20 protein-coding genes and 4 pseudogenes are annotated in these 24,643 nt (G+C 72.9%); 13 read left to right on the top strand and 11 right to left on the bottom strand.

Annotated features, from left to right (window positions below; all coding sequences use genetic code 11):
- Positions 1-164: 164 nt before the first annotated feature.
- Positions 165-1,598, top strand: coding sequence for an amidase (locus QMK28_RS20190; protein ID WP_326439925.1), 1,434 nt, complete (start codon positions 165-167; stop codon positions 1,596-1,598).
- Between the two features lie 88 nt (positions 1,599-1,686).
- Here QMK28_RS20190 and soxR read toward each other — a convergent pair whose 3' ends face one another.
- On the bottom strand, positions 1,687-2,148 hold the full coding sequence (gene soxR / locus QMK28_RS20185; RefSeq protein ID WP_326439924.1) for a redox-sensitive transcriptional activator SoxR: 462 nt from the start codon (positions 2,146-2,148) through the stop codon (positions 1,687-1,689).
- Positions 2,149-2,273: 125 nt separating this feature from the next.
- Here soxR and QMK28_RS20180 point away from each other — a divergent pair, with 125 nt between their 5' ends.
- Entirely contained in the window at positions 2,274-2,735 is a 462-nt protein-coding gene (locus QMK28_RS20180) for a MaoC family dehydratase (RefSeq protein WP_326439923.1), read from the top strand.
- Positions 2,736-2,848: 113 nt separating this feature from the next.
- Here the strand turns inward: QMK28_RS20180 and QMK28_RS20175 are convergent, their stop codons facing one another.
- Both QMK28_RS20175 and QMK28_RS20170 read right to left on the bottom strand, forming a co-directional pair.
- On the bottom strand, positions 2,849-3,475 hold the full coding sequence (locus QMK28_RS20175) for a TetR/AcrR family transcriptional regulator (protein ID WP_326439921.1): 627 nt from the start codon (positions 3,473-3,475) through the stop codon (positions 2,849-2,851).
- Positions 3,476-3,631: 156 nt separating this feature from the next.
- Positions 3,632-4,795 (bottom strand): acyl-CoA dehydrogenase family protein, encoded by a 1,164-nt coding sequence (locus QMK28_RS20170; RefSeq protein WP_326439919.1) that lies wholly within the window; start codon positions 4,793-4,795, stop codon positions 3,632-3,634.
- 78 nt (positions 4,796-4,873) lie between these two features.
- On the opposite strand from QMK28_RS20170, the gene QMK28_RS20165 reads away from it, so the two are divergent.
- On the top strand, positions 4,874-5,563 hold the full coding sequence (locus QMK28_RS20165; protein ID WP_326439917.1) for a TetR/AcrR family transcriptional regulator: 690 nt from the start codon (positions 4,874-4,876) through the stop codon (positions 5,561-5,563).
- Here QMK28_RS20165 and QMK28_RS20160 read toward each other — a convergent pair.
- The 5 genes and pseudogenes from QMK28_RS20160 to QMK28_RS20140 form a co-directional block, all read right to left on the bottom strand.
- The gene (locus tag QMK28_RS20160) at positions 5,560-6,657 is read right to left on the bottom strand and encodes a zinc-binding dehydrogenase (RefSeq protein ID WP_326439915.1); all 1,098 of its coding nucleotides are present in this window, start codon (positions 6,655-6,657) and stop codon (positions 5,560-5,562) included. The genes QMK28_RS20165 and QMK28_RS20160 overlap by 4 nt on opposite strands.
- Positions 6,658-6,799: 142 nt before the next feature.
- Positions 6,800-7,981 (bottom strand): annotated as a pseudogene (locus QMK28_RS20155) (aldehyde dehydrogenase family protein); the annotation flags it as partial.
- Positions 7,972-8,712 (bottom strand): annotated as a pseudogene (locus QMK28_RS20150) (MFS transporter); the annotation flags it as partial. The pseudogenes QMK28_RS20155 and QMK28_RS20150, both read right to left, overlap by 10 nt.
- A gap of 125 nt (positions 8,713-8,837) precedes the next feature.
- Positions 8,838-10,337 carry a CitMHS family transporter gene (locus tag QMK28_RS20145; RefSeq protein ID WP_326439913.1) on the bottom strand — a complete coding sequence of 500 codons (1,500 nt, stop codon included), beginning with the start codon at positions 10,335-10,337 and terminating at the stop codon, positions 8,838-8,840.
- Between the two features lie 119 nt (positions 10,338-10,456).
- Positions 10,457-12,727: a molybdopterin-dependent oxidoreductase gene (locus QMK28_RS20140; protein ID WP_326439911.1), complete on the bottom strand. Its 2,271-nt coding sequence runs from the start codon at positions 12,725-12,727 to the stop codon at positions 10,457-10,459.
- Positions 12,728-12,964: 237 nt separating this feature from the next.
- On the opposite strand from QMK28_RS20140, the gene hmgA reads away from it, so the two are divergent.
- The 3 genes from hmgA to QMK28_RS20125 all read left to right on the top strand — a co-directional run bounded on the left by hmgA (position 12,965) and on the right by QMK28_RS20125 (position 16,530).
- On the top strand, positions 12,965-14,299 hold the full coding sequence (gene hmgA / locus QMK28_RS20135; protein ID WP_326439909.1) for a homogentisate 1,2-dioxygenase: 1,335 nt from the start codon (positions 12,965-12,967) through the stop codon (positions 14,297-14,299).
- Positions 14,300-14,312: 13 nt separating this feature from the next.
- Positions 14,313-15,062 (top strand): GntR family transcriptional regulator, encoded by a 750-nt coding sequence (locus QMK28_RS20130; RefSeq protein WP_326439907.1) that lies wholly within the window; start codon positions 14,313-14,315, stop codon positions 15,060-15,062.
- 286 nt (positions 15,063-15,348) lie between these two features.
- A complete protein-coding gene (locus QMK28_RS20125; protein WP_326439973.1) occupies positions 15,349-16,530 on the top strand; it encodes a type ISP restriction/modification enzyme in 1,182 nt (393 codons plus the stop codon).
- A 99-nt stretch (positions 16,531-16,629) separates the two neighbouring features.
- Here the strand turns inward: QMK28_RS20125 and QMK28_RS20120 are convergent, their stop codons facing one another.
- A complete protein-coding gene (locus QMK28_RS20120; protein WP_326439905.1) occupies positions 16,630-16,893 on the bottom strand; it encodes a hypothetical protein in 264 nt (87 codons plus the stop codon).
- Between QMK28_RS20120 and QMK28_RS20115 the strand changes: the two genes are divergently transcribed.
- Complete coding sequence (locus QMK28_RS20115; protein WP_443050777.1) at positions 16,892-17,080, top strand: hypothetical protein; 189 nt, start codon at positions 16,892-16,894, stop codon at positions 17,078-17,080. The genes QMK28_RS20120 and QMK28_RS20115 overlap by 2 nt on opposite strands.
- Before the next feature lie 213 nt (positions 17,081-17,293).
- Here the strand turns inward: QMK28_RS20115 and QMK28_RS20110 are convergent, their stop codons facing one another.
- On the bottom strand, positions 17,294-17,572 hold the full coding sequence (locus QMK28_RS20110) for a hypothetical protein (RefSeq protein WP_326439903.1): 279 nt from the start codon (positions 17,570-17,572) through the stop codon (positions 17,294-17,296).
- 319 nt (positions 17,573-17,891) lie between these two features.
- Between QMK28_RS20110 and QMK28_RS20105 the strand changes: the two genes are divergently transcribed.
- Complete coding sequence (locus QMK28_RS20105) at positions 17,892-19,715, top strand: serine/threonine-protein kinase (protein ID WP_326439901.1); 1,824 nt, start codon at positions 17,892-17,894, stop codon at positions 19,713-19,715.
- Here QMK28_RS20105 and QMK28_RS20100 read toward each other — a convergent pair.
- Positions 19,704-20,510: an SGNH/GDSL hydrolase family protein gene (locus QMK28_RS20100; RefSeq protein ID WP_326439899.1), complete on the bottom strand. Its 807-nt coding sequence runs from the start codon at positions 20,508-20,510 to the stop codon at positions 19,704-19,706. The genes QMK28_RS20105 and QMK28_RS20100 overlap by 12 nt on opposite strands.
- 220 nt (positions 20,511-20,730) lie before the next feature.
- Here QMK28_RS20100 and QMK28_RS20095 point away from each other — a divergent pair, with 220 nt between their 5' ends.
- The 5 genes and pseudogenes from QMK28_RS20095 to QMK28_RS20075 all read left to right on the top strand — a co-directional run.
- Positions 20,731-21,123: a hypothetical protein gene (locus QMK28_RS20095; protein ID WP_326439897.1), complete on the top strand. Its 393-nt coding sequence runs from the start codon at positions 20,731-20,733 to the stop codon at positions 21,121-21,123.
- 1 nt (position 21,124) lies between these two features.
- Positions 21,125-22,219: a GNAT family N-acetyltransferase gene (locus QMK28_RS20090; protein ID WP_326439895.1), complete on the top strand. Its 1,095-nt coding sequence runs from the start codon at positions 21,125-21,127 to the stop codon at positions 22,217-22,219.
- Positions 22,220-22,582: 363 nt separating this feature from the next.
- Positions 22,583-23,422, top strand: coding sequence for a glycosyltransferase family 2 protein (locus QMK28_RS20085; RefSeq protein ID WP_326439893.1), 840 nt, complete (start codon positions 22,583-22,585; stop codon positions 23,420-23,422).
- 17 nt (positions 23,423-23,439) lie between these two features.
- Positions 23,440-24,463: pseudogene (locus QMK28_RS20080) on the top strand (glycosyltransferase family 2 protein).
- Positions 24,460-24,643: pseudogene (locus tag QMK28_RS20075) on the top strand (polysaccharide deacetylase family protein); the annotation flags it as partial. The pseudogenes QMK28_RS20080 and QMK28_RS20075, both read left to right, overlap by 4 nt.

The raw sequence follows: 24,643 nt of genomic DNA, 5'->3' as shown, positions 1-24,643 counted from the left end.
GGACGGTTCCCGGAACCCGCGCCCCGGCGTCCCGGCTCGACGCCGGGACGCCGGCCGTCACCGCATCGCGCGTGTCCGGAGGGCTGGCCGCCGCCGTGGCGCGATGCGAGGATGCGGCCGACGGCACCCACGTCTCATCGGCGAGAACGAGAAGGTGAATGGGCATGGCGCAGGCGCATGACCTGACCGCGCTGGAGCAGGCCGACGCGATCCGGACGGGGGAGCTGTCACCGGTCGACCTCACCGAACACTTCCTGGCCCGCATCGAACGACTGGACGCGACCGTCGGCGCGTTCATCACCCCGACCCCTGATCTGGCGCGCAAACAGGCGGCGGACGCCGAGAGCGAGGCGACGGCGGCGCGCCGCGAGGGGCGGTCGCTGCCGCGGCTGCACGGCGTGCCGGTGCCGGTCAAGGACCTCAACTTCGTGGCGGGCGTGCGCTGCACGCTCGGCTCGGCCGCCTACGCGGAGCATGTGCCGACCGTCGACGACCACATCGTGACCAGGCTGCGCGCGGCCGGCACCATCATGCTGGGGAAGACCAACACGCCCGAGTTCGGGCTGCCCTGCCACACCGAGAACAAGGTGGCGCCCCCGGCCCGCACCCCGTGGGACCTGACCCGCTCGGCGGGCGGCTCCAGCGGCGGCGCGGCGACCGCGGTCGCCTCCGGGCTCGCCCCGATCGCGCACGGCAGCGACGGCGGCGGCTCGATCCGCATCCCCGCGGCGGCCTGCGGACTGTTCGGGATCAAGCCCAGCCGGGGACGGGTGAGCAGCGGCCCGACGCTGCACGACGTCAGCGGGCTGAGCACCTCGGGGCCGCTCGCCCGTACCGTCGCCGACGCCGCCGCGCTGCTCGACGTACTGGCCGGGCCGATGCCGGGCGACGGCTACGCGGCGCCCGCGCTCCCTCCCGGCGAGACCTTCGAGGCGTACGCGCACCGCCGCCCCGGGCCGCTGCGGGTGGCCCTGCTGCCCAATCCGCCGGTGCCCGGCGTCGAGCTGCACCCCGACTGCCGCACGGCGGTCGACGAGGCCGCCGAGCTGCTGGAGGAGCTGGGCCACCAGGTGGAGGAACTGTCGCTGCCCGTCGACGCCGCGCTGCGGGACGCCTTCTCCGACGTGTGGAAGGTGATGGCCGCCTTCCGGCCTGTCCCGCCCGGCGGTGACGAACTGCTGATGCCGCTGACCCGCTATCTGCGCGAGGGCGGCACGGCGGTCTCCGGGCCCGCGTTCGCCCGCGCGCTCTTCGGCTTCCGGACCCTGAGCCAGTTGCTCGCGGACACCCTGCTCGCCACCTACGACGTGCTGCTCACCCCGACGCTCGCCCAGCCCCCGCTCCCGGTCGGCGCGCTGCGCGACGACACCGACCCCGAGGCGGAGTTCGCGAGCCTCGGCGCGTTCACCCCCTTCACGCCGATCTACAACGCGACCGGCCAGCCCGCCGTCAGCCTGCCGCTGCACTGGACGACGGAGGAACTGCCCATCGGCGTCATGCTCGGCGGGCGGTACGGCGAGGAGGGAACGCTCATCTCGCTGTCGGCACAGTTGGAGGAGGCCCGGCCGTGGGCGGACCGTAAGCCGTCAGTCTGGTGACCCCGGAACGCGCCCTCCGGTGACCTGAGGAGCACGGGAGGCGCGCCGCCGCCGTCGGATCGGGCCGCCCCGCGCGAACGGGGGCGGCTCAGCTCTTGCGGTCCGCGTAGAGCACCGAGCCCACCCGTCGCTCGCCGAAACGGTCGTCCGGGTTGGACAGCACGCACGCGTCGAGCGAGAGGCAGCCGCAGCCGATGCAGTCGGTCAGGTGGTCGCGGAGCCGCCCCAGCTGCTTGATCCGCACGTCCAGCTCGGTCCGCCAGGTCGCGGAGAGCTTGGCCCAGTCCTCGCGGGTCGGCGTGCGCTCCTCGGGCAGCTCGGCGAGCGCGACCCGGATCGTGGCGAGCGGGATGCCGACGCGCTGCGCCGCCCGGACGAACGCGACCCGGCGGAGCGTGTCGCGGGTGTACCGGCGCTGATTGCCGCTCGTACGGCTGCTGCTGATCAGCCCCTTCGTCTCGTAGAAGTGCAGGGCGGACACGGCCGCACCGCTGCGCGCGGACACCTGCCCGACGGTGAGTTCATGAAGGTTGACCGGAATCTGTGGCACAACCCGAGACCCTACGTTCCCCGGCCGGGGCGCGGACCAGGATCCGTTGACACGAGCGCATCACCTCAGCATGCTGAGCAAGCGCTTAGACAACGCTGCTCGGACAATCCTTAGGAAGCATGCAGATGACAGAGCCCCGGATCTTCGCATCACTCGACGACCTGCGGTCCGCGGTCGGCGAGGACCTCGGTACGACCGACTGGCTGGAGATCGACCAGAAGCGGATCGACCTCTTCGCGGAGGCGACCGGCGACCACCAGTGGATCCACGTGGACCCGGAGAAGGCCGCCGCGGGCCCCTTCGGCACCACCATCGCGCACGGCTATCTGACGCTGTCCCTGCTGCCGACGCTGGTGCCGCGGCTGATGCGGGTGGAGGGCGTGCGGATGGGCCTCAACTACGGCGTGAACAAGGTCCGCTTCCCCGCCACGGTCCCGGTCGGCTCACGGCTGCGGGCGAGCGCCCGGATCGCCGAGGTCTCCGAGGTGAAGGGCGGTGTGCAGCTGACCACCGGCGTCACGATCGAGCGTGAGGGCGGCGAGAAGCCGGTCTGCGTGGCGGAGTCGGTGAGCCGGTTCTACCTCTAGGGCGGGCCGCGTCCGGGGCGGTTCCGCGTCCGGCCGCGGCAGCGCCTCCGAAGCTGACGGGCCGGGCGCGGGCCGCGATGCGACCGCGTCCCGCCCGGCCCCGCTCCCGCCCCTCAGAGCTGGCCGGGGCGGACCATGCGCAGGACGAGGTCGGCGTAGAACGCGCCGACCTCGCCGGGCGTGCGGCGGCCGTCCGGGTTGAACCAGCGGGCTACGTCGATGCACAGCGAGAGCACGGCGAGCGTCGTGCCGGGCACGTCCGGGACGTCGAAGCCGCCGGAGCGCACCCCGTCCTCGATGATCGAGCGCACCGCCGCGTCGGTGCCCCGGCGCAGGGTGACGACCTCGGCGTAGTGCTCCGGGCTGAGCGCGTCCAGCTCGTACTGCACCACCCGCGCGGTGGTGTGGTGCTCGGCGTGCCAGCGGACGAAGGACCGTACGGCCTCGGCGAGGCGTTCGGCCGGTGTGCCGTCGCCGTTCGCCGCGTCCCGCAGGATGCGCAGGGAGAGCCGGTGGCCGACGCCGCTGATCTGGAAGAGCAGCTCTTCCTTCGTCTTGTAGTGGATGTAGAGGGCGGCCGGACTCATCCCGGCCCGGCCGGCGATGTCGCGGGTGGTGGTCGCGTGATAGCCGCGCTCGGCGAACGCCTCGACCGCCGCCGTCACCAACCGCCTGGCCGCGTCCGGGGTGACGTCGCTCCACTCGGCGACCTGCTCGGCCTTCTCCGCCTCCACACCCATGACGCGCTCCGCTCTCCCGACCCGCTCGCCCCGGGGTCACCGTTGACAGGGCGCACACCATACAGCGGGGCTGAGCAAGCGCTTAGATACTAAGCGGTTGCTCAGAGCGTCCTGGAGGAGTCCCCGGGGGGGCGTCAGGGAGTCGTCAGGACACCCTCAGAACGCCGAGACGCCGGTCAGCGCACGGCCGATCAGCAGCTTCTGGATCTGGCTGGTGCCCTCGTAGAGGGTCATCACACGGGCGTCGCGCAGCAGCTTGCCCGCCGGGTACTCGTCGATGTAACCGTAGCCGCCGAAGACCTGGAGGGCGTTGTTGGCGGCGCGCACCGCGGCCTCGCTCGCGAACAGCTTCGCGACCGAGGACTCGGCGGCGAACGGCAGCCCGCGGTCGATGTGGTCGGCGACGCGCCAGGTCAGCAGCCGGGCCGCGTCGACGTCGACCGCGATGTCGGAGATCAGCTCCTGGACGAGCTGGTGGTGCGCGATCGGCTTGCCGAACTGCTCCCGCTCCCCCGCGTAGCGGACCGCCGCGTCCAGGCACGCCTGGGCGATGCCCACACAGCCGGCGGCGACCGACATCCGGCCCTTGGCCAGGGCGGACATGGCGACGGAGAAGCCCTTGCCCTCCGGGGCGATCATGGCGGAGGCCGGGACGCGGACCGCGTCGAGCGTCAGTTCGGCGGTGGCCTGGCCGCGCAGCCCGAGCTTGCCGTGGATCTCGCGGCGCTCCAGGCCCGGGGTGTCGGTGGGGACGAGGAACGCGCTGACGCCCTGGTGACCCTGGCGCGCCGGATCCGCGCCGCCGGTGCGGGCGAAGAGCAGGACGACATCGGCCCAGCTGCCGTTGGTGATGAACATCTTGCTGCCGCTGATCAGGTAGTCGTCGCCGTCCCGCACCGCGCCGGTGGTGAGGTTGGCGGCGTCCGAGCCGGTGCCGGGCTCGGTGAGCCCGAAGCAGCCGACGGCCTCGCCCGAGGTGAGGCGCGGCAGCCAGCGCCGCTTCTGCTCCTCGTCGCCCCAGGCCGCGATCGACTTGGCCACCAGGCCGAGCGAGACCGAGACGATGCCGCGCACGGAGGAGTCGCCGCGCCCCAGTTCCTCGGTGACCAGGGCGTACGCGAGGTGGTCACCGCCGGAACCGCCGTACTCCTCGGGGATCGTGAGCCCGAGGAAGCCCAGCGCGCCCAGCTTCGCGACGATGCCGCGGTCCACGCTCTCGGCGCGGTCCCACGCGACGACGTGCGGGGTGATCTCGCGGTCCACGAAGTCCTTGGCGAGCCGCCGGACGGCGGTCTGCTCCTCGGTGAGCTCAAGGTCCACGGCGCACCCATTTCATAGCCGGGCAATGCGTTGATTAGCAGTGCTAGTTTATGGCGGACAGGCCCTACTATGTGCCGTATGGCCCGCCCTCGCAAGCCCCTGCTCAGCCGCGACCGCATCGTGGCGACCGCTCTCGCGCTGGCGGACGCCGAGGGGCTGCAAGCCGTCTCGACCCGGCGGCTCGCCGCCGAGCTGGGGGTCAGCGGGCCGTCCCTCTACAACCACTTCACGACCAAGAACGAGATCCTCGACTCGGTCGCGGACACGGTCGTCTCCCAGGTCGAGTTGTCGATGTTCACCGACGGCACGGACTGGGCCGGCGCGCTCCTGGAGTGGGGCCGCTCCTACCGCGCCGCGCTCACCGCCCACCCGCACATCGTGCCGTTCCTCGCCCAGGGCCCCGGCCGCCGTCCCGCCGGGCTGCGGATGGCGGACGCGGTCTTCGGCGGCATGGTGGAGGCGGGCTGGCCGCCCGCGCAGGCGACCAGGATCGGAGCGCTGATGCGCTACTTCGTCGCCGGTTCCGCGCTCGGCTCGTTCGCCCGCGGCTTCGTGGACGACGCGAGCGCCTACGACCCGGCGGACTACCCGCACCTCGGCCAGGCCCACCTGCTGGCGGAGCACCAACAGCAGGTGGACCTGGGGGCGTTCGAGACCGGGCTGCGCGCCTTGGTGGACGGCCTGGCGATCCAGTACGCGGCGCTCGCGGAGCCGGCCGGCGAGAAGACGGCCGGCCGAAAAACCACCAGCCGGAAGCCCACCGGCTAGAAGACGACCAGCGCCCGGCCGCCCTTGCCCGCGAGCATCGCGTCGAAGGCCGCCGGGATCCCGTCGAGGCCGATGTGCTCGGTGACCATCGACGAGAGGTCGAGCCGCCCGGCGCGGACATGCTCAGCGATCACCGGCAGATCGACGGCCGGGTCGCTGTCCCCGTACACGCAGCCGGAGAGCGTGCGGCCGAAGTAAAAGAGTTCCAGTGCGGTGAAGGTCACCTGCTGGTCCTGGCCACCGATGCCGACGACGACGGTCCGGCCGCCGCGCCGGGTGGCGGACCAGGCCGTACGGATCGTGTCGGCGCGGCCGACGCACTCGACGGCTACGTCCGCGCCATGGCCGCCGGTGAGCTTGCGGATCTGCTTCGCGGTCGCGGAGGGGTCCCCGGCGGCGACGAGGAATTCGGTGGCTCCGGCGGCCCGCGCGAGTTCCTCCTTGGCCGGGGAGACGTCGACGGCGATGACCGCCCCCGCGCCGGCGGTCGCGATGCGGGCCGACTGGAGGACGGAGAGGCCGACGCCCCCGACCCCGAAGACGACGACCGACTCGCCGGGACGGACCTTGGCCGAGTTGTTGACGGCGCCGTACCCGGTGAGGACGGCGCAGCCCAGCAGGGCCGCTTCGGTGAGCGGGATGCCGGCGGGCAGCGGCAGCACCGCTCGCGCGCTGACGACGGTCTCCTCGGCGAAGACGGCGGTGCCCAGGCCCGGGTAGAGATCGGTGCCGTCGGAGGCGAGCTTGGCGTAGGGCTTGGTCGCTGCGGCGGCCGAAGCGGAGCACAGCCAGGGCTCGTTGAGCCCGCAGAAGTGACAGTCGCCGCAGGCCGGCGCCCAGTTGAGGACGACCTGGTCGCCGGGCGCGACGTCGGTGACGCCTTCGCCGACCACGGTGACGGTGCCCGCGCCCTCATGGCCCAGGACGGCGGGCACGGGCTGGCGCAGCGTGCCGTTGGACAGCGACAGGTCGGAGTGGCAGACCCCGGCGGCGGCCAGCCGGATGCGGACCTGGCCGGGTCCGGGGTCGGGAAGATCGATCTCGGCGATCCGGAGCGGGGCGTTGACGGCGGACAGTACGGCGGCGCGGACCACGGGTCTCCTCGGTGCGGAGGGCGGGCGGGGGCTGCCCGCGCGGGCGGGGCAGCGGGCGTACGAGGCGTGCGGGCCGGGGCGTGCGGTACGGGCAGTGCGCCCCGCAAAGGGAGTGCGCGCCAGACCGTGCGCCCCGTACGCGTCAGAACTGGAGGGACTTGGTCTGCAGATACTCCGCCAAGCCGTGCGCGCCCAGCTCGCGGCCGACGCCCGACTGCTTGTAGCCCCCGAACGGCGCCAGCGGGTTGAAGCGACCGCCGTTGATGTCGACCTGGCCGGTGTCGAGGCGGCGGGCGAAGGCGACGGCCTCGCTCTCGTCGGCGGACCAGACCGCGCCCGCGAGGCCGTAGACCGTGCCGTTGGCGATGCGCACGGCGTCGTCCTCGTCCTGGTACTCGATGATGGAGATGACCGGGCCGAAGATCTCCTCCTGCGCGATGGTCATTCCGGGGGTGACGTCGGCGAAGATCGTCGGCTGGATGTAGTAGCCGCTCTCCTTGCCCTCGGGGGCCTCCGGGCCGCCCGCGACGATGCGGGCGCCCTCGGCGACGCCCTTCGCGATGTAGCCGCGGACCCGCGCGTGCTGCTTGGCGTTGACGACCGGGCCGAGGCGGCTGGCGGGGTCGTGCGGGTCGCCGGGGAGGTACTTCGCGGCGGCGGCGGCAGCGAGCTGGACGGCCTCGTCGTAGCGGTCGGCGGGGACCAGCATCCGGGTCCAGGCGCTGCACGTCTGGCCGGAGTTGGCGAAGACGTTGGCGACGCCGACGTTCACCGCCTTGGCGAGGTCCGCGCCCGGCAGGATGACGTTCGCGGACTTGCCGCCGAGTTCGAGGGCGACGCGCTTGACCGCCGCGCCCGCCGTCGCGCCGATCTGCTTGCCGACCGCCGTCGAGCCGGTGAAGGAGACGAGGTCCACGTCCGGGTGCTCGGCCAGCGCCTGTCCTGCGACCGGGCCGCGACCGGTGACGAGGTTGAACACCCCGGCCGGAATGCCCGCGGCGTCCACCGCCTCCGCGAAGAGCTGGGCGACGAGCGGGGTGTCCTCGGCGGGCTTGAGCACGACCGTGCAGCCGGCGGCGAGCGCGGGGGCGACCTTGGCGACGACCTGGTGGAGCGGGTAGTTCCAGGGGGTGATCGCGCCGACCACGCCGACCGGTTCCTGGAGGACGGTGGAGTTGCCGATCCGCTCCTCGAAGGGGTGGGCTGCGGCGAGTTCCGCGTATGAGCCGGCCACCGCGATCGGCACTCCCGCGTGCACCGCCTGGCTGAAGGCGAGCGGCGAGCCGAGTTCGGCGGAGACGGTCTCGGCGATCTCGTCGCGGCGGCCCGCAGGCTGAGCAGCAGGCCGACGGTGGCGGGCGCGATGCCGCGCTGTTCGCCGACGACCGGGAGGTAGGCGGTGAGGATGTCGGTGGCGCTGAGCACCGAGAGGCTGGTGAAGATCCCAGCGGCGACGCCCCGGGTGCGCAGGATGCGGTGTACGGGGACGCGGGCGGCGCGTCCCGGCCCGGCGGCCGTGTCCCCCTCCCCGCCGGTCCCGTTGGGCGGTCGCGGGGCGCGGTGCTCGATGCGCCACAGGGCGGTGAACGAGAAGGCGGCGACCGCGCCGGAGACCAGCAGCGCGGTGGCGCTGGTGCGGGCCATCGCGGCGTCGTGTCCGGAGACGAGCAGTCCCGCCGCGATCGGCCCGATGAGCTGGCCCAGTGACGCGCCGATGGTGAAGTGGCCGAAGTTGCGGTCCTGTTCGGCCGGGGCGCTCTGCCGGGCCACAATGCTCTGCGCGCCGATCACGAAGGCCAGGTGGCCCAGGCCCATCACCCCGCTCCAGGCCGCCATCGCGCCGAGCGAGCCGGCCGTACCGCTGAACACGCAGCCGGTGGCGATCAGCGCGACGCCGACGGGCAGCAGCGGGGCGCAGCGGCCGTGGTCGGTGCGCCGTCCGAGCGGGACGGCGGCGAACAGCGGCAGCAGCGCGTAGACGGCGGTGATCACGCCGATCGCGCGGGCGTCCGCGCCCAGGGCCAGGGCCCGGTAGGAGACGGCGGGCCGGGCCATGCTCACCGCGCCCTGCGCGAAGGCGAAGGCGATGACCAGTCGCAGCAGCCAGGCCCTGCCCGACCCGGACCCGGCCCCGACCCCGGAAGAGGACCGGGAGCCGGCCGCGGCGGCCCCGGACGGCATCAGATGACGCCGAAGAGCAGACCCGCGCCGAGGACCACCAGTGAGGTCAGCGTGGCCCACTTCACCGTGAAGCGGGTGTGGTCGCCGAACTCGACCTTCGCCATACCGATGAGGACGAAGACGGCCGGGACCAACGGGCTGGACATGTGCAGGGGTTGGCCGACGAGCGAGGCGCGGGCGATCTCCAGCGACGAGACGCCGTGGGCGGCGCCGGCCTCCGCGAGGATCGGGACGATGCCGAAGTAGAAGCCGTCGTTGGACATCAGGTAGGTGAGCGGGATGCTCAGCACGCCGGTGACCAGGCCCATGTGCGGGCCGAGCCCGTCCGGGATGCCGTCGACGAGCCAGCGGGCCATGTGCTCGACCATGCCGGTGCCGGTGAGGACGCCGGTGAAGACGGCGGCGGCGAAGACCATGCCGGAGACGTTGAGGACGTTCTCGGAGTGGGCCGCGATGCGCGCCCGCTGGTCCGTCATGTGCGGGAAGTTGACGGTGAGCGCGATGGCCGCGCCGAGCAGGAAGAGCACTGGGATGGGCAGCGTCTGCAGGATGAGCAGGGTGAGCAGCGCGATGGTCAGCGCGGCGTTGAACCAGTAGAGCTTGGGGCGCAGGGTCGCGCGCTGCGGGTCGAGGCCGGAGAGCCGCGCGTCCTCGACGGCGGGCTCGGCGTCATCTGCGGCCGTGCTGTCCGCGGGGCCGCCGGCAGCACCGCCGGTGGAACTCCCGGTGCCGCTCGCGGTGGCTTGGCGGCCGCCGCCGGTCGCGGTGGCCGCATGCGTCGGGCCGCTCTCCGCAGCCGACGTGGCCAGGGCGCCGGAGCCGCCCGCTCCGGCCATGGCGAGCTCCGTCCCGTCCTTCGCGCCGACGATCTCGTCGATGCTGAGGATGCCGAGCCGCTTGCGCTCGCGCATGCCGAGGACGTAGGCGAGGACGAAGACGCAGACCAGGCCGACGGCGAGGGCGGGGATCATCGGGATGAAGATGTCGCCCGCGTCGAGCTTGAGGGCGGTGGCGGCGCGGGCGGTGGGGCCGCCCCAGGGCACGGTGTTCATCACGCCGTTGGCGGTGGCGGCGACACCCGTCATGACCAGCAGGCTCATCTTCAGCCGGCGGTAGAGCGGCAGCATCGCCGAGACGGTGATCATGAAGGTGGTGGAGCCGTCGCCGTCCAGCGAGACGATCGCGGCGAGCACCGCGGTGCCGACCACCACCCGCATCGGGTCCGCTTTGCAGAACCGCAGGATGGCGCGGACGATCGGGTCGAAGAGTCCGACGTCGATCATCACCCCGAAGTAGATGATGGCGAACATCAGCATCGCGGCGGTGGGGGCCAGTTCGCCGATGCCCTTGATGACGTAGTCGCCGAGGCTCGCGCCCTGACCCACCAGGACGCAGAACAGTGCCGGGATGAGTACCAGCGCCGCCATCGGCGACATCTTCTTCATCATGATCAACGTCAAGAATGTGGCGATCATGACGAATCCGAGGATTGTCAGCATGTGGGTCCTAACGTTCGCCGTTGAACTCCCACCGGGGATGGCGGTCGTGGTGACGTTAGGTGGCGTAACTCAGTATTAACAAGGTCTTGACGCGCGAGCAATAAGCGCAAAACCCCAGGTCAACCATGGGTGACCACAGAGGCACCGGCCGCTGCGGCAGAAGCGCCCCCGGCGGCGGCCACCCGCACCGGGAAACCGTTGAGCACCGACGTGCCCGACAGCGGATCCAGCCGGCTCCCGTCGAGGAGCTGGTTCACATTCGCGCCGGGGTCGGCCTCGGCCACCGCCATCCGGGTGCCGGTCCTGTCGTGCCCCCAGCCGTGCGGCAGGCTGACGACGCCGGGCCGTACGCCGTCGGTCACCTCGACCCGCGCCAGCACCTCCCCGCCGTCCCCGGTCACCCGCGCCGTCCCGGCGTCGGCCAGGCCGAGCCGGGCGGCGTCCTGCGGGTGCACATGGAGCGTGCAGCGGTTGCTGCCGCCGCTGAGTGCGGGGATGTTGTGCATCCAGCTGTTGTTGGAGCGCAGATGCCGCCGCCCCACCAGGACCAGCCCGTCCGGCCGGGCGGTCAGCGAGCCGCGCAGCCGGGGCACCTCGGCGAGGATCGGCTCGGGGCACAGCTCGACCTTGCCGCTGACGGTCCTGAGCAGCTCCGGGACCCGCGAGCGCAGCGGGCCGAGGTCGATGCCGTGCGGGTGCGCGAGCAGCCGGGCCAGGGACAGCCCCTCGGGGTCCGCGCCGAAGCCGTCGCCGTACGGGCCCAGCCGCAGCATCAGGTCGATCCGCCGCTCGGTGCTGCTCTCACCGGTCAGCTGCGCGGCCAGCTCGGCGGGCTGCCGGCCGAGCACCGGGGACAGCGGGTCGGCGACGGCCTTGCCCAGCGTCCTGCCGATCACCGACTCATCGACCGTGGACGGCTCCACGCCCTCCCGGCCGCCGGCGCACAGAGCCAGCCGCGCGAGGATCGCCGGCTCGTCCAGCTGTCCTTCGGCGAGCGCGATGACGGGCCGCGAGTAGCGGATCTGGTTGCGCACGGCGAGCGCGTTGAACGAGAAGTCGAGGTGCGCGCTCCGGCTGGGCGGCGGCGGGGGCAGTACGACGTGGGCGTGCCGCGAGGGCGCGTTGAGGTACGGGTCGACGCTGACCATGAAGTCGAGCCCGGCCAGCGCGCGGTCCAGCCGCGCGCCGTCCGGCGCGGACAGCACCGGGTTCCCGGCGATCGTGAGCACCGCCCTGACCTGCCCCTCGCCCGGCGTCTCGATCTCCTCGGCCAGCGCGGCCGTGGGGAGTTCGGACTTCGCCTCGGGGTGTCCGCTGACCCGGCTGCGCCAGCGGCCGAGCGCGAACCCCTCGCCCGGCGCGGCCGGCCGCGGCGCGCGGGCGGTGGCGGAGAGCGGGAACATCATGCCGCCGGGGCGGTCGAGGTTGCCGGTGAGGATGTTGAGCACGTCGATCAGCCAGCTGCCGAGCGTGCCGAATTCGACCGTGGAGCTGCCGACCCGCCCGTATACCACCGCGCTCGGCGCGGCGGCCAGCTCACGGGCCAGCGTGCGGATCTCCTCGGCCGGAACCTCGCAGGCCCCGGTGACCGCCTCCGGGGTGAAGTCGGCTGCGAGGGCGCGCACCTCGTCGACTCCGCTCACCTGCTCGGCCGCCGCGCCGAGGTCCACGAGCTTCTCGGCGAAGAGCACGTTGACCATGGCGAAGAGCAGCAGCGCGTCGCCGCCGGGCCGGATCACCACATGCCGGTCGGCCAGCTTCGCGGTACGGGTGCGGCGCGGGTCGATCACCGTGAGCCGGCCGCCGCGCCGCCGCAGCGCCTTGAGCCGGCCGGGGAAGTCGGGCGCGGTGCACAGGCTGCCGTTGGACTCCACCGGGTTGGCGCCGATCATCAGCAGATGGTCCGTACGGTCCAGGTCCGGCACCGGCAGGGCCAGCGGGTCGCCGTAGAGCAGACCGCTGGAGACATGCTTGGGCATCTGGTCGAGCGTGCTGGCCGTGAACACATTGCGGGTGCGCAGCGCCGCGAGCACGGCGGACGGGTAGAGCGCGCCCGCGATGGTGTGCACATTCGGGTTGCCCAGATAGACGGCCGTCGCCTGCGGCCCGTACTCCTCGATCACCGGCCGCAGCCCCGCCGCCACGGCCGCGAACGCCTCGTCCCAGCTCGCTTCCCGAAGCTCGCCGTCCTTGCGGACGAGCGGGCGGGTGAGCCGGTCGGGGTCGCTGTCGAGTTCGCCGAAGGCCGCGCCCTTGGGGCAGATGAAGCCCTTGCTGAACACATCCTCGCGGTCGCCCCTGGCCCCGGTGACGCGGTCCGCCTCGATGGTCAGGGTCAGCCCGCAGGTGGCTTCGCACAGTGGGCAGATTCGTAGGGCGGTACGCGGCATGGGGCCCTCCCGGGACGGCGGCGGCAGCCGTGGCACACGGCTGCCGCCGACCATACCGACCGGTAGGCATGGCCGGCACGGTTCTCGTACGAACTTCTCGGGGGACGGCAGCCGGCGCGGTCGGTTTTTGAAGACGTATCGCACGCACCGGGGCTCAGGACGTTCAACATCGTTGACGCGCCCATACATTGATTCCTATGGTCATACACAGGAATCCTTGAGCGGCGGGAGCACGCAATGAGCGGTACGGCCAGCGAGCAGGCCAGCGCGGCAGCGCGGAAGACGGCCGAGGGGTTGTCGTACTCCTCGGGTTTCGGCAACGAGCACAGCAGCGAGGCGGTTCCCGGCGCGCTGCCGACCGGCCGGAATTCGCCGCAGCGCGCGCCGCTGGGGCTGTACGCGGAGCAGCTCAGCGGCACCGCCTTCACCGAGCCGCGCGCGCACAACCGACGGTCCTGGCTCTACCGCATCCGCCCCTCGGCCGCGCACCCGCCGTTCGTACGGACCGACAACGGCGGCCTGCGCAGCGCGCCCTTCACCGAGGTCCCGGACCCGAACCGGCTGCGCTGGAGCCCGCTGCCGGAGCCGGCCGAGGGGACGGACTTCGTCGCGGGCCTGTGGACGGTCGGCGGCAACGGCGATGTGGCGCAGCGCGCCGGGATGGCGGTGCATCTCTACAGCGCCAACGCCTCGATGGAGGACCGGGTGTTCAGCGACGCGGACGGCGAGCTGCTGATCGTCCCCGAGCGGGGCGGCCTGCTGCTGCGGACCGAGTTCGGCCTGCTGCACGCCGAGCCGGGCCACATCGCGCTGATCCCGCGCGGGGTCCGCTTCCGCGTCGAGTTGCTCGACGCGAGCGCGCGCGGCTATGTCTGCGAGAACTACGGGCAGCCGTTCGTGCTCCCCGACCTCGGCCCGATCGGCGCCAACGGGCTCGCCAACGCGCGGGACTTCCTCGCGCCGACGGCCGCGTACGAGGACCGCGAGACTCCGGTAGAGGTGATCAATAAGTTCTGCGGAAACCTCTGGCGGGCCACCTATGACCACTCGCCGCTGGATGTCGTCGCCTGGCACGGCAACCACCTGCCGTACGTCTACGACCTGCGCCGGTTCAACGTCCTGGGGTCGATCAGCTACGACCACCCGGACCCGTCGATCTTCACCGTGCTGACCTCGCCGTCCGACACCCCCGGCCTCGCGGGCGTCGACTTCGTGGTCTTCGCGCCGCGCTGGCTGGTCGGCGAGAACACCTTCCGGCCGCCCTATTTCCACCGCAATGTGATGAGCGAGTACATGGGCCTGATCGAGGGGGCGTACGACGCGAAGGCGGAGGGCTTCGTGCCGGGCGGCGGCTCGCTGCACAACATGATGTCCGCGCACGGCCCCGACCGGGAGACCTTCGAGCGGGCGAGCGCCGCCGAGCTGAAGCCGCAGAAGATCGACGACGGGCTGGCCTTCATGTTCGAGACCCGCTGGCCGGTGGCGGCCACCGCGCAGGCCATGGAGGCGGACCACCTTCAAGGGGGTTACGACGACGTGTGGCAAGGTCTGGAGCGCCACTTCAGCTCGTGACCGGAGCCGCGCCGTGACCGCCTTCGCACCCGACTCACTCGTCCTCAACCGCAAACTGCCGCTCTGGTACCAGGTCTCGCAGTCCCTGCGGGCCTCGATACTGGGCCGCCTCCCGCAGGCGCCGCTGCGGCTGCCCACCGAGGACCGGCTCGCCGCACACTACGGCGTGAGCGTGCTGACCATGCGGCAGGCCCTCAAGGAGCTGGAGACGGAGGGGCTGATCAGCCGGCACCGGCGGCGCGGCACCTTCATCGAGCCGAGCGCGCGGCGCGGCGCACCGGTGCGGCTGCTCGGCTCGGTGGACGCGATCGTGGCCCAGCAGTCCGGCGAGCCGACCACTGTGCTGGGCCACGGCCCCGCGCCGGTGCCGGCCGCGCTGACCGAGCACTTCCCTGACCTGACGGACGTGGTGGCCTTCCGGCGGCTGCGCTGCGACGAGCAGTCCGGCGAGCCGACCAACTGGGCGGAGAACTTCGTCCGCCCCGAGCTCGCGGACCGCTTCGACCTCGCCGACCTGGAGCGCTGGCCGATGACCAAGGTGCTGCGGGATGTCGCCGGAGTGCGGATCAGCCGGATCACCGACACGGTCGAGGCGCGGCTCGCCGACCCGCAGACGGCCCGGCTGCTGGAGGTCCCGCTGCTCAGCCCGATCCTGCACTACACCGGGGTGACCTACGACGAGGGCGGCCGGGTCGTCGACGTGGTGCTGATCCACTACCGCGGCGACCGCTTCTCCTTCTCGGTGACCCTGGAAGCGCCCTGACCGCACGGGCGGGAGCGGGGCCGGTCCGGGGTCCGGGGTCCGGGGTCCGGGGTCCGGGGTCCGCGCGAGCTTCTTCCGGCCGGTCCCGCGTCCGTGATGCACCCGCCAAGTCACCCGCCGGAGCCCCACCTGCGGCCGAGCGCCCGCGGCTACGATGCGGACGGCGACCGAACGCTCCGGGGAGGGCTGCCGCGTGACGGCGAGAGCGACACAGACGGACGCGACGCGGTCCGACGTGACACGGACGGACCCGGCGCAGGCCGACGCGGCGCTGCTTGCGGACCTGATGCCCTGGGCGGTGGCGCCCGTGCGGCTCGGGCGCGGCTGGGTGGCGGCGCCGGACGCCGCGTCGCTGCGCGGACGCTGGAGCGCGCTGCTGGCCGCCGGGGACGAGACCGCCCGCGCGGCGCTGTTCGGGCCGACCCGCTCCCGTACGCCGCACAGCTCCGTCGCCCAACTCCCCGGCCACCGCGGCGGCACCGGACGGCTGGCGCGCGAGACCGGCCCTTGCCCGGAGCCAGTACGGGTGCTGTACGGCCCGTACGACCAGCAGTGGCTGCTGCCGGACCACCGCCTCATCGACGCCGCGCGGCCGGAGCTGTGGCGGGTCGCCGACGGGCGGCAGATCTTCGCGCTGGAACCGGGCTGCGCACCGCAGGCCCCGGGCCCGGCGCTGGCCCTGTCCGCACTGCTCCCGGCGGGCCGCTCCGGCCGGGTCAGGCCGCTCTACCGCCGCCCCGGCCAGGCGGAACCCAACCTCGCGCCGGGGCTGCTGGACCGGCTGGCGGAGCGGCTCCAGCACCCCGTCACCGCCGAGGACTTCCTCGGCTGGGCCGCCGCGAGCGCCCGGCACTCCCCCGGCGGCTGCGCCGTCCCGCTCACCGCTGACCCCGAGGTGTGGGCGTCCGGTGTCGCGTTGGGCCGCCGCGCGCTCTGGCTCCAGACGCGCGGCGCGCGCGGCGAGCCACCCGAGGGAGCGCCGGGACCCCGGCCGCGCATGCCGGGCGGCCGCCGCCCGTTCGTCCGCGCCCCGCTCCCGGCCCAGCGGCTGCCGGACAGCCACGCCTACGACCCGGACGAGGAGACGCTGTCCATCGGCGAGGGCCGGATCTCCCCCGTCCCGCTCGGCGCGTGGGACTTCCACGCGGGCGGCGTACGGGTGCTGGACGCCTGGTTCGAGAGCCGCACGACGCCCCGCGAGCCGGGCACGCTGCGAGCGATCGGCCCGGCGGGCTGGCCGCAGGAGTGGACGTCCGAGCTGCTGGAGCTGATCACCGTCCTCGCGCTGCTCGCCGAACTGCGCCCCGAGCAGCACGCGCTGGCGGCGCGGCTGGCCGCCGGGCCGCGCGTGTCGGCCGCCGAGCTGCGCGAGGCGGGCGTGCTGCCCGCCCCGGCGGCGGCGCGCCGGCCGGCGTCGGTGCTGGACCACCACGAGGAGGGCCCGGAGGGGCAGTTCGCGCTGCTCTGAGACGGCTGCCGACCTCCGGGGCCTGGCCGCAACCCTCAGCTTCACAGCCCGCGCCGCGATCCCGCGCCCTCAGCGGCCCCCGCGCGACGGCTCTCCGCCTCAGGAGCCCCGCGGCGGCTCTCCGCCTCGAAGCCGTCCAGCAGCCGGTTGAGCGCCCGCTCGATACGCCGCCTCGGGGACGGACCGCGGCGCACCGTCCGCCAGCGCCCCGGCCAGCAGCGGGTACGCGCCGCCGCCGAGCGCCCGCGCCAGGTAGGCGGCGCGGGCCGCCTGCTCCTGGCCGGGCGGGTCCGGCGAGGTGCGGCTCTGCTCCGCGGTCGACAACTCGCCTGCGGCGTAGGCCGCGACCAGCCCGTTGACCATGGCGATCAGCTCCGTCGTCACCGCCTGCCGCGAACTCTTCGGCAACGCGAGCGCGGCGAGTGCCGCCACCGCCGACCCGGCCTGGCCCACGCGGCACCCGGTGACGGCCTCGCTGCTCTGGTCGGCGCTGCTGCCGGCGGTGTTCGTGCCGCTGACGGTCCGCCGGTACGCGCGCACCGGCCGCTGAGCGGGAGCGGCGCTCCGACCGGCCCGGGACGCACGACAGCGCACCGCCGTGAGGCGATGCGCTGTCGAAAGGTCCCGTCTCGGGATCCAGGGTGGTTACGGGCTTCAGCGGTCACACACCGACGCGCTGCTGAGCGTCCTGGGGAGGACGGACGCACCGGACGCAGCGCTGCGCCGGGACGGTGTGGTCGGCTGGGCCCGGAACCCGCGTGCGTCAGCCGCGACTGCCGAACAGCGAACGGCGCAGCCGTCGCAGTGGCGCGAAGAGCGACACCCTGGAGGTCCGTGTCCTGCTGGACCTGCCGGTCTGCGTGCGGGGGGTGTCGCGAGCGGTCAGCTCCTGCATCAGCAGAGTCGCCCCCTCCACCTCCCGCTGTGGCAGAGCAGGACCGCCGAGCACGGCGAGATGGCGGTCCAGGCGTCGGCTCGACGCACCGCTACCGCAGTTGATGGCAGGCACTCGCGCCCTGCCCCGCATTGCTATCTGTTCCATGAGACTCCCCACCCGTACGAGGGCACCCGGCCCGGGCAGGGTAACCCTACCGCCCCGGCGGGTCGCCCGCGTATCCGCGGCCCCGGATTCACCTTCCCGTCAAGCGTATTGACGCCTGGTCACCGAACCGGTGGCGGCCGGGGGCGAGTTGACGTGCGGGCGCGGGGGCAGGGCGGGGTCCGGACCGCAGGGTATGCGGCAGAGCTCGGTTGAGGCAGGTTTCCCCCGAAACATTCCGTTGGGATCCGAGTTCGGCCATGCTGGTCGGGACGCCCGATCGGGGACGGCATGCCGCCTTCGGGCGGAGGGGGGGTCGCTCATGAGTGAGAGTCCTGGGGCCGGCCGACTGGTCGCCGGCCGATACCGGCTGCTCGCCGAGTTGGGGCGCGGCGGCATGGGCATCGTCTGGCAGGCCCGTGACGAAGTGCTGGCCCGCGAGGTCGCGGTCAAGGAGGTCCGCGCCCCCAACGAGCTGGACGGGCCGCAGGTGCGCCAGTTGTACGCGCGCCTGGAGCGGGAGGGCCGGGCGGCGGCCCGCATCTCGCACCGCAATGTCGTCACGGTCTACGACGTGGCCTCCGAGGGCGGCCGCCCGTGGATCGTCATGGAGTTGGTGCGCGGGCTGTCGCTGGCGGACACGCTCGACGCGGACGGCGCGCTGACGCCCGCCCGCGCCGCGCACATCGGAGCCGAGGTGCTGACCGCGTTGAAGGTCGCGCACGCGGCGGGGGTGCTGCACCGGGATGTGAAACCGGGCAATGTACTGCTCGCCAACGACGGCCGGGTGGTGCTCACCGACTTCGGCATCGCGATGGTGGCGGGCACGTCCTCGTTGACGATGACCGGCGAACTGGTCGGCTCGCCGGAGTTCCTCGCGCCGGAGCGGGCGCTGGGGCGCGCCCCGGGGCCTGAGTCGGATCTGTGGTCGCTCGGGGTGCTGCTGTACGCCTCGGTCGAGGGCCACACCCCGTTCCGGCAGGACACCCCGCTGAGCACGCTGCGCGCGGTGGTCGACGCGGAACTGCCGCCGCCCCGCCGGGCCGGGCCGCTCGCTCCGGTGATCGAGGGGCTGCTGCGCAAGGACCCGGCGCAGCGGCTGAAGGCGGATGCGGCGGCGCGGCTGCTGCGCGTGGTGGCGGCCGGCGGCGCGCCCCCGGCGCCGCCGGTGAACTACACCCCGACCCGGGTGGTCGACGCACCGCGCGGGGCGCGGCAGGAGCCCCCGTACGATCCGCGCACCCGTACCGCCCCGCGCCCGGTGCCCCCGATGGCTCCCGCCGGGCCTCCCAGGGCGGGCTCCGCCACCCCGGCGTACGGTCCGCCGGCGTCTACTGCCGCGCGGCGCCGGCGCCGGATTCTGCTGGTCGCGGTGGGGGTGCTGGTGGCCGCGCTCGCGGCGGGCGGCGTGGCCTGGGGGCTGTTGGGCGACGGCGACGGCGACGCGCACGACGGCGGCACGAGCAGCCAGGGCAGCGGCCAGCGCGGCGGGGGCTACGGCGGCGGGAGCGGCGGCTCGGACTCCCCTGGAGGCGGCAACGGCGGGGGCGGCGCGCCGGGTTCCGGCGGCGCGTCGAAGTCGGCGGGCGGGGGCGGCGGCAGCGCGAAGAACGGGAACTCCGGCGGCGGGCAGACGACGAGCAAGCCCCCGGCGTCCGTCACGGTCACGGTCACCGTGACGGCGTACCGGGACAGCTACACCGGGAGCTGCCCGGCCGCGCCCGGCGAAGCGCCGTCCTTCCGGGGCGACATCACGGTCAGCCGCACCCCCGCGACGGTCGGCTACCGCTGGGTGACCGGCAGCGGCCGGAGTTCGGATCCGGGCTGGAAGAGTCTCACGTTCGCGGACGGCGGCGGCCGGCAGAAGCCGGTCGAGCACACCGAACTGACGTACAAGGAAGGGCAGTCGTCCACGAACTGGATCGGGGTGGAGATCAAGAGCCCGAAGGCCGCGACCTCCAACCATGTGTCGTTCACGGTGACGTGCAAGGAGGCCCCGACGGACGGGACCTCCGAGACCACGACAGGCGCCACGACGGGCGCCGGCACGGGAGCGGCTACCGGGACGACGACGGGTGAGGCGGTGAGGTCGGACCGGTCCGGCCGTTCCGAGCGCTCGGACCGGTCCGAGCGGTCAGAGTACTGAGTCGAGGACGGGCAGATAGCCGCGCGACTGGCCGGCGGCGGTGGGGTGGTAGGACTCGGCGACCGGGAACGTCGTGCTGTGCAGCCAGGAGTCGCCCGAGCAGATCTCGTGGCCGTTGAACGCACTGGCCACGTCGCCGAAGGTGAAGCCGTGGTCGGCGGCCCGCTTCTCGGTGACGGTGTTCAGCTGGTCGGACGCGGCGTTGAGGGCGGCCCGCTTCCGCTCGCTGAGCCCGCCGAAACAGCTGCCGCCGAGCTTGTAGAGCCTCGGGTAGCCGAGGACGACGACCCGCGCGTTGACCGCCTTCTGAGCGATGGCGTCGTAGACCCCGTCGAGCCTGCCGGGGAGGGTGTCGGCGATGAAGGCGCGGGCTTCGGAGACCCGCCGCAGGCAGGTGCTCTCGGAGGACAGCACGCAGGTGGTCATGACGTCGGCGAAGCCGGCGTCGTTGCCGCCGACGCTGACGCTGACGAGTCCGGTGGAGGCGTTGAGCGGGCCGAGCTGGCTCGCCACAACATCACCCGTACGGGCCCCCGAGCAAGCGGTGAAGTGGAAGGACGAGGGGGCGTTCGCGGCTGCCCACAGCGCCGGGTGGGCGCGGGTGCTGCGCTTGCAGTTCCCGCTGGCGCTGTCGTAGCTCCCCGCCCCCACACCGGAGGAGTAGGAGTCACCGAGCGCTGTATAGGCGGGAGTTGCGTCTCGTACGGCGGAGTGGGCCGCGCCGGCGCCGGTGAGCGCGAGCGTCGCGCTGAGCAGGAGTGCGGAAGTGGTGGCCGCGAATCGGGACAGTCTCATGAGACCTCCTCTAGCAGGATCTCTGCCACCCCCGTGTTAGCAGCCACCGCGCGTCGTGGGAAGTGTTCATGACAATCACAGCCGGTCGGCGCACCCTCGGAACGCACCTGGGACGCGCGTCCGGATCGCGCGTTCACAAGCTCTCCGCATCTTGACGGGCCTCTGTCCGCTGCGCGACATTGAAGCCCGGCATCCGGCGCTTCAGGGGGCAAAGTCGCCAATGCAGACCATCGCAGGCAAGAGACCGACGACCGGGGATTCATTTCCCCTGCTCGCGGGCGCGGCCGTCGGCGTCGCGGGGGTCGGTCTGGCGCTCGCGCTCGCCGACGTCAGTTCGCAGCTTCGCGCGCCTTTCACCCTGTTCTTCCTGATCGCGGCCCCGGCGGCGGCCGTGGGGGCCGCGCTGCGCGGTCTGGACCCGATGAGCCGGGTCGTGGTGGCCGCCGCCGCCGCGACCGGGATCGATCTGCTGGTCGCGCAGCTGATGCTCGCGCTGCACATCTGGTCCGTCCGCGGCGGGGTGCTCGCGGTGGCCGTACTGAGCGCCGTCTGCTTCCTGCCGGCCACCGTCCGGCGCAGGCGCGCCGGCGACGCGAGAAGCCGGGCCTCCTGACGTGGACATCAGCGTGTACCGCCCGGGCGAACTGACCGCCGCCGACCGGGCGGCGTGGTCCGCCATGCAGTCGCAGGCCTGCGCCTTCGGCAGCCCGCAGTTGGCGAGCCCCTTCCTCTCCCCCGAGTTCGCGCTCGCCGTCGGGCACTGCCGGCGGGGCGTGCGCATCGCGGTGATCCGGGAGGAGGGGGCGCCCGCCGCCTTCTTCGCCTACCAGCGCTCGGCCCTGGGCGTCGGCCGGGCGATCGGCCTCGGCGTATCGGACGCCCAGGGGCTGGTGCACCGGCCCGGATTCCAGTGGGAGGCCCGGGAGCTGTTGCAGGCGTGCGGGCTCGCGGTGTGGGAATTCGACCACCTGGTCGAGGGGCAGAAACCCTTCGAGACCGGGCCGGTCGGCACCTACGCCTCTCCGGTGATCGATGTGGAGCAGGGCTTCGAGGCGTATCTCGGACGACTTCGCAAGCAGTCGCCGAAATTCACCCGGACCACGCTGGCCAAGGAGCGGAAGCTGGGCCGGGACGTCGGCGAGGTGCGCTACGTCCACGACGAGCGCGATCCGGCCGTGCTGGCCACCCTGATGGGCTGGAAGTCCGCGCAGTACCGGCGCACCGGGCGGACCGACCGCTTCTCCCGGCCCTGGATCTCCCACCTGGTGCAACAGCTCTTCCACACCCGCACCCCGACCTTCTCGGGGCTGCTCTCGGTGCTCTACGCCGGCGAGCGGCCGATCGCGGCGCACTTCGGGCTGCGCTCGGACCGGGTGATCGGCTGCTGGTTCCCCGCGTACGACACGGACTACGCGAAGTTCTCGCCCGGCCTGGTGCTGCATCTGCGGATGGCCGAGGCCGCGGCGGCCGAGGGGATGGCCCATCTCGATCTCGGCCGGGGCGAGAAGGAGTACAAGGACTCCCTCAAGACACGTGAACTTCTGGTGTCGGAGGGGTGGGTGACCAGGCGGCATCCGATCGCGCTGGGGCACCGGGCACACCGGGCGCCGGTGCGGGCGCTGCGCAACGCGGTGCTGTCGAAACCCGAGTTGTTCCAGCCCGCGGACCGTTTTCTCAAACGGATCGGCCACTTCCGAGAAGGAGGTTGAGGAACACGCGACTCCGTATGTGCCATTAAGGCCAAAGGGGATTGAGAGTTCCAGGTCTTGCCATAGAGTCCTAATCATCAATACCGTCGTACATCCACCCGCATCGGCCCATCACGCAAGGCGTTAGGGGAGGGCTCAAACGCCGCGATGGATACCGGCGCGGGGCGCGGTAGGGGGGTGCCGTGCGCCGACATCGAACCTGTGTCGGTTCACGACCGCGCGGCCGTAACACGTATGCCAGCTCACCTTGTTCGCTCGGTGCGCCATGCCGTCCTGTGGAGGGTGAGAACCCCCCTTTCGAACCGGAAAACATCCGGACTGCCCGGGGGCGGGCGGTCCACCGGACGAGAGGGATCAAGATTCATGAGTTCCATCGTGCGCCCGGCGGTGCCCGGGCAAGATCCTTTTGACGCGCCGTCAAAAGGCCGGTCCATACCGAGCAGATACCGTCCCGTCTCTTCTCACCTGGCGATATCTCCGCCGGTGAGCGTCGTGATCCCTGCGATGAACGAGGCGGAGAATCTTCCCTACGTCTTCAAGACCTTGCCCGACTGGATTCACGAAGTGGTCCTGGTCGACGGCAATTCGACCGATGACACGGTCCAGGTCGCCCGTGATCTATGGCCGGGAGTGGTGGTCGTACCGCAGCGCGGAAAAGGTAAAGGCGATGCCCTGATCAGCGGATTCGAGGCGTGCAGCGGAGAAATCATCGTGATGGTCGACGCCGACGGCTCGGCCGACGGGGCAGAGATCGTCTCGTATGTCTCGGCGCTCGTCGGCGGCGCTGACTTCGCCAAGGGGTCGCGCTTCGCCAACGGCGGCGGCACCGACGACATGACGATGATCCGCAAGCTCGGCAACCGGGTGCTGACCTCGGTGGTCAACGCCAAGTTCGGCGCCCGCTACACCGACCTGTGCTACGGCTACAACGCCTTCTGGCGGCGCTGCCTGGACGACATCGCGCTCGACTGCGCGGGCTTCGAGGTCGAGACCCTGATGAACATCCGCGTCGTCAAGGCCGGACTCAAGGTCCAGGAGATCCCCAGTCACGAATACAACCGCATCCACGGCACCAGCAATCTGCGCGCCGTGCGCGACGGCCTGCGGGTGCTCAAGGTGATCCTGCACGAGCGGGGCGCCCGCCGCACGCAGCGCAGCCCGCGCGCCATCGCCCTCAACGCGAGCCGGGGAGAGGTGTCTTGAGCGCTCGTGTCTCGGTGGTGATCTGCGCCTACACCGAGGACCGCTGGGACGACATCCTCGCCGCGGTGTCCTCGGTGCGGGACCAGTCGCTGCGGGCTCACGAGACGCTCCTCGTGGTGGACCACAACCCCGCCCTGCTGAGCCGGCTCGCCGCGCACTTCCGCACAGCGGGAAGCGCCCGGGGCAGCGGTCCCCACGGCACGGCGGGGGGCCTGCGGCTGCTCGCCAACGCGGGCGCCCGCGGACTGTCCGCCGGGCGCAACACCGGCATCGCCGCCTCGACCGGCGAGATCGTCGCCTTCCTGGACGACGACGCCGTCGCCGAAGCCCATCTGGGCGTCCGGCCGCCGGCCGCTCTGGTTCCCGGCCGAGTTCGACTGGGTGGTCGGCGCCACGTATCTGGGGCTGCCGCCCGGTCTGGTCGAGGTGCGCAACGTCCTGGGCGGCAACGCCTCGTTCCGCCGCTCGGCCTTCGACATCGCGGGCGGCTTCGCCACCGGCATCGGGCGGGACGGCGACAAACGGCCGCTCGGCTGCGAGGAGACCGAGCTGTGCATCCGGCTGAGCCGCGCCCGCCCGGACGCGGTGCTGCTGATCGACGACCGGGCGGTGATCCACCACAAGGTGCCGCCGGCCCGCGAGCGGTTCAACTACTTCCGCAGCCGCTGCTACGCCGAAGGGCTCTCGAAGGCCCTGGTGACGCGGAGCGTGGGCGCGCGGGCGGGGCTCGCGACCGAGCGCCGCTACACCACCCGGGTGCTCCCGGCGGGCGTCGCGCGCGGGCTGCGCGACGCGCTGCTCGGGCGCGCGGGCGGAGCGGGCCGGGCGGCGGCGATCGTGACGGGCGTGGCCGCAGCGGCGGGCGGGTATGTGCTCGGCAGCGTCCGGGCGCGCGGCCCGCTGCGGAAGGGCGGCTGCCGGTTCACCATCGCGGCCGTGCCGGACCGCGACCCCGCGAAGGCCGCGGTTCTGGCCGTGGCGGTTCCCGAAGCCGCGGGCGGGGCCGGGGAGGGCGAGGGGCACGAGGGGGCGGTCGCGTGAGCACGAACCCCGCGGCGGGGTCCGCCGCACCACAGGCGCGGCCGACGCCGGCCGCCGAGCCGGCGCGGCCCGCGCGCTGTACCCGGACTCCCCCGGTGCCGATCCTGATGTACCACGCGATCGCCCGTGCGCCGGCCCACGCGACCTACGGGCTGTCGGTGACCCCGGAGGCGTGGGGCC

Origin of the sequence: Streptomyces sp. H27-D2 (assembly GCF_035828615.1) — a bacterium.
GTDB lineage: Bacteria > Actinomycetota > Actinomycetes > Streptomycetales > Streptomycetaceae > Streptomyces.
The sequence above is the reverse complement of the archived record's forward strand: the minus strand, read 5'-3'. Positions and strand labels throughout refer to the sequence as shown.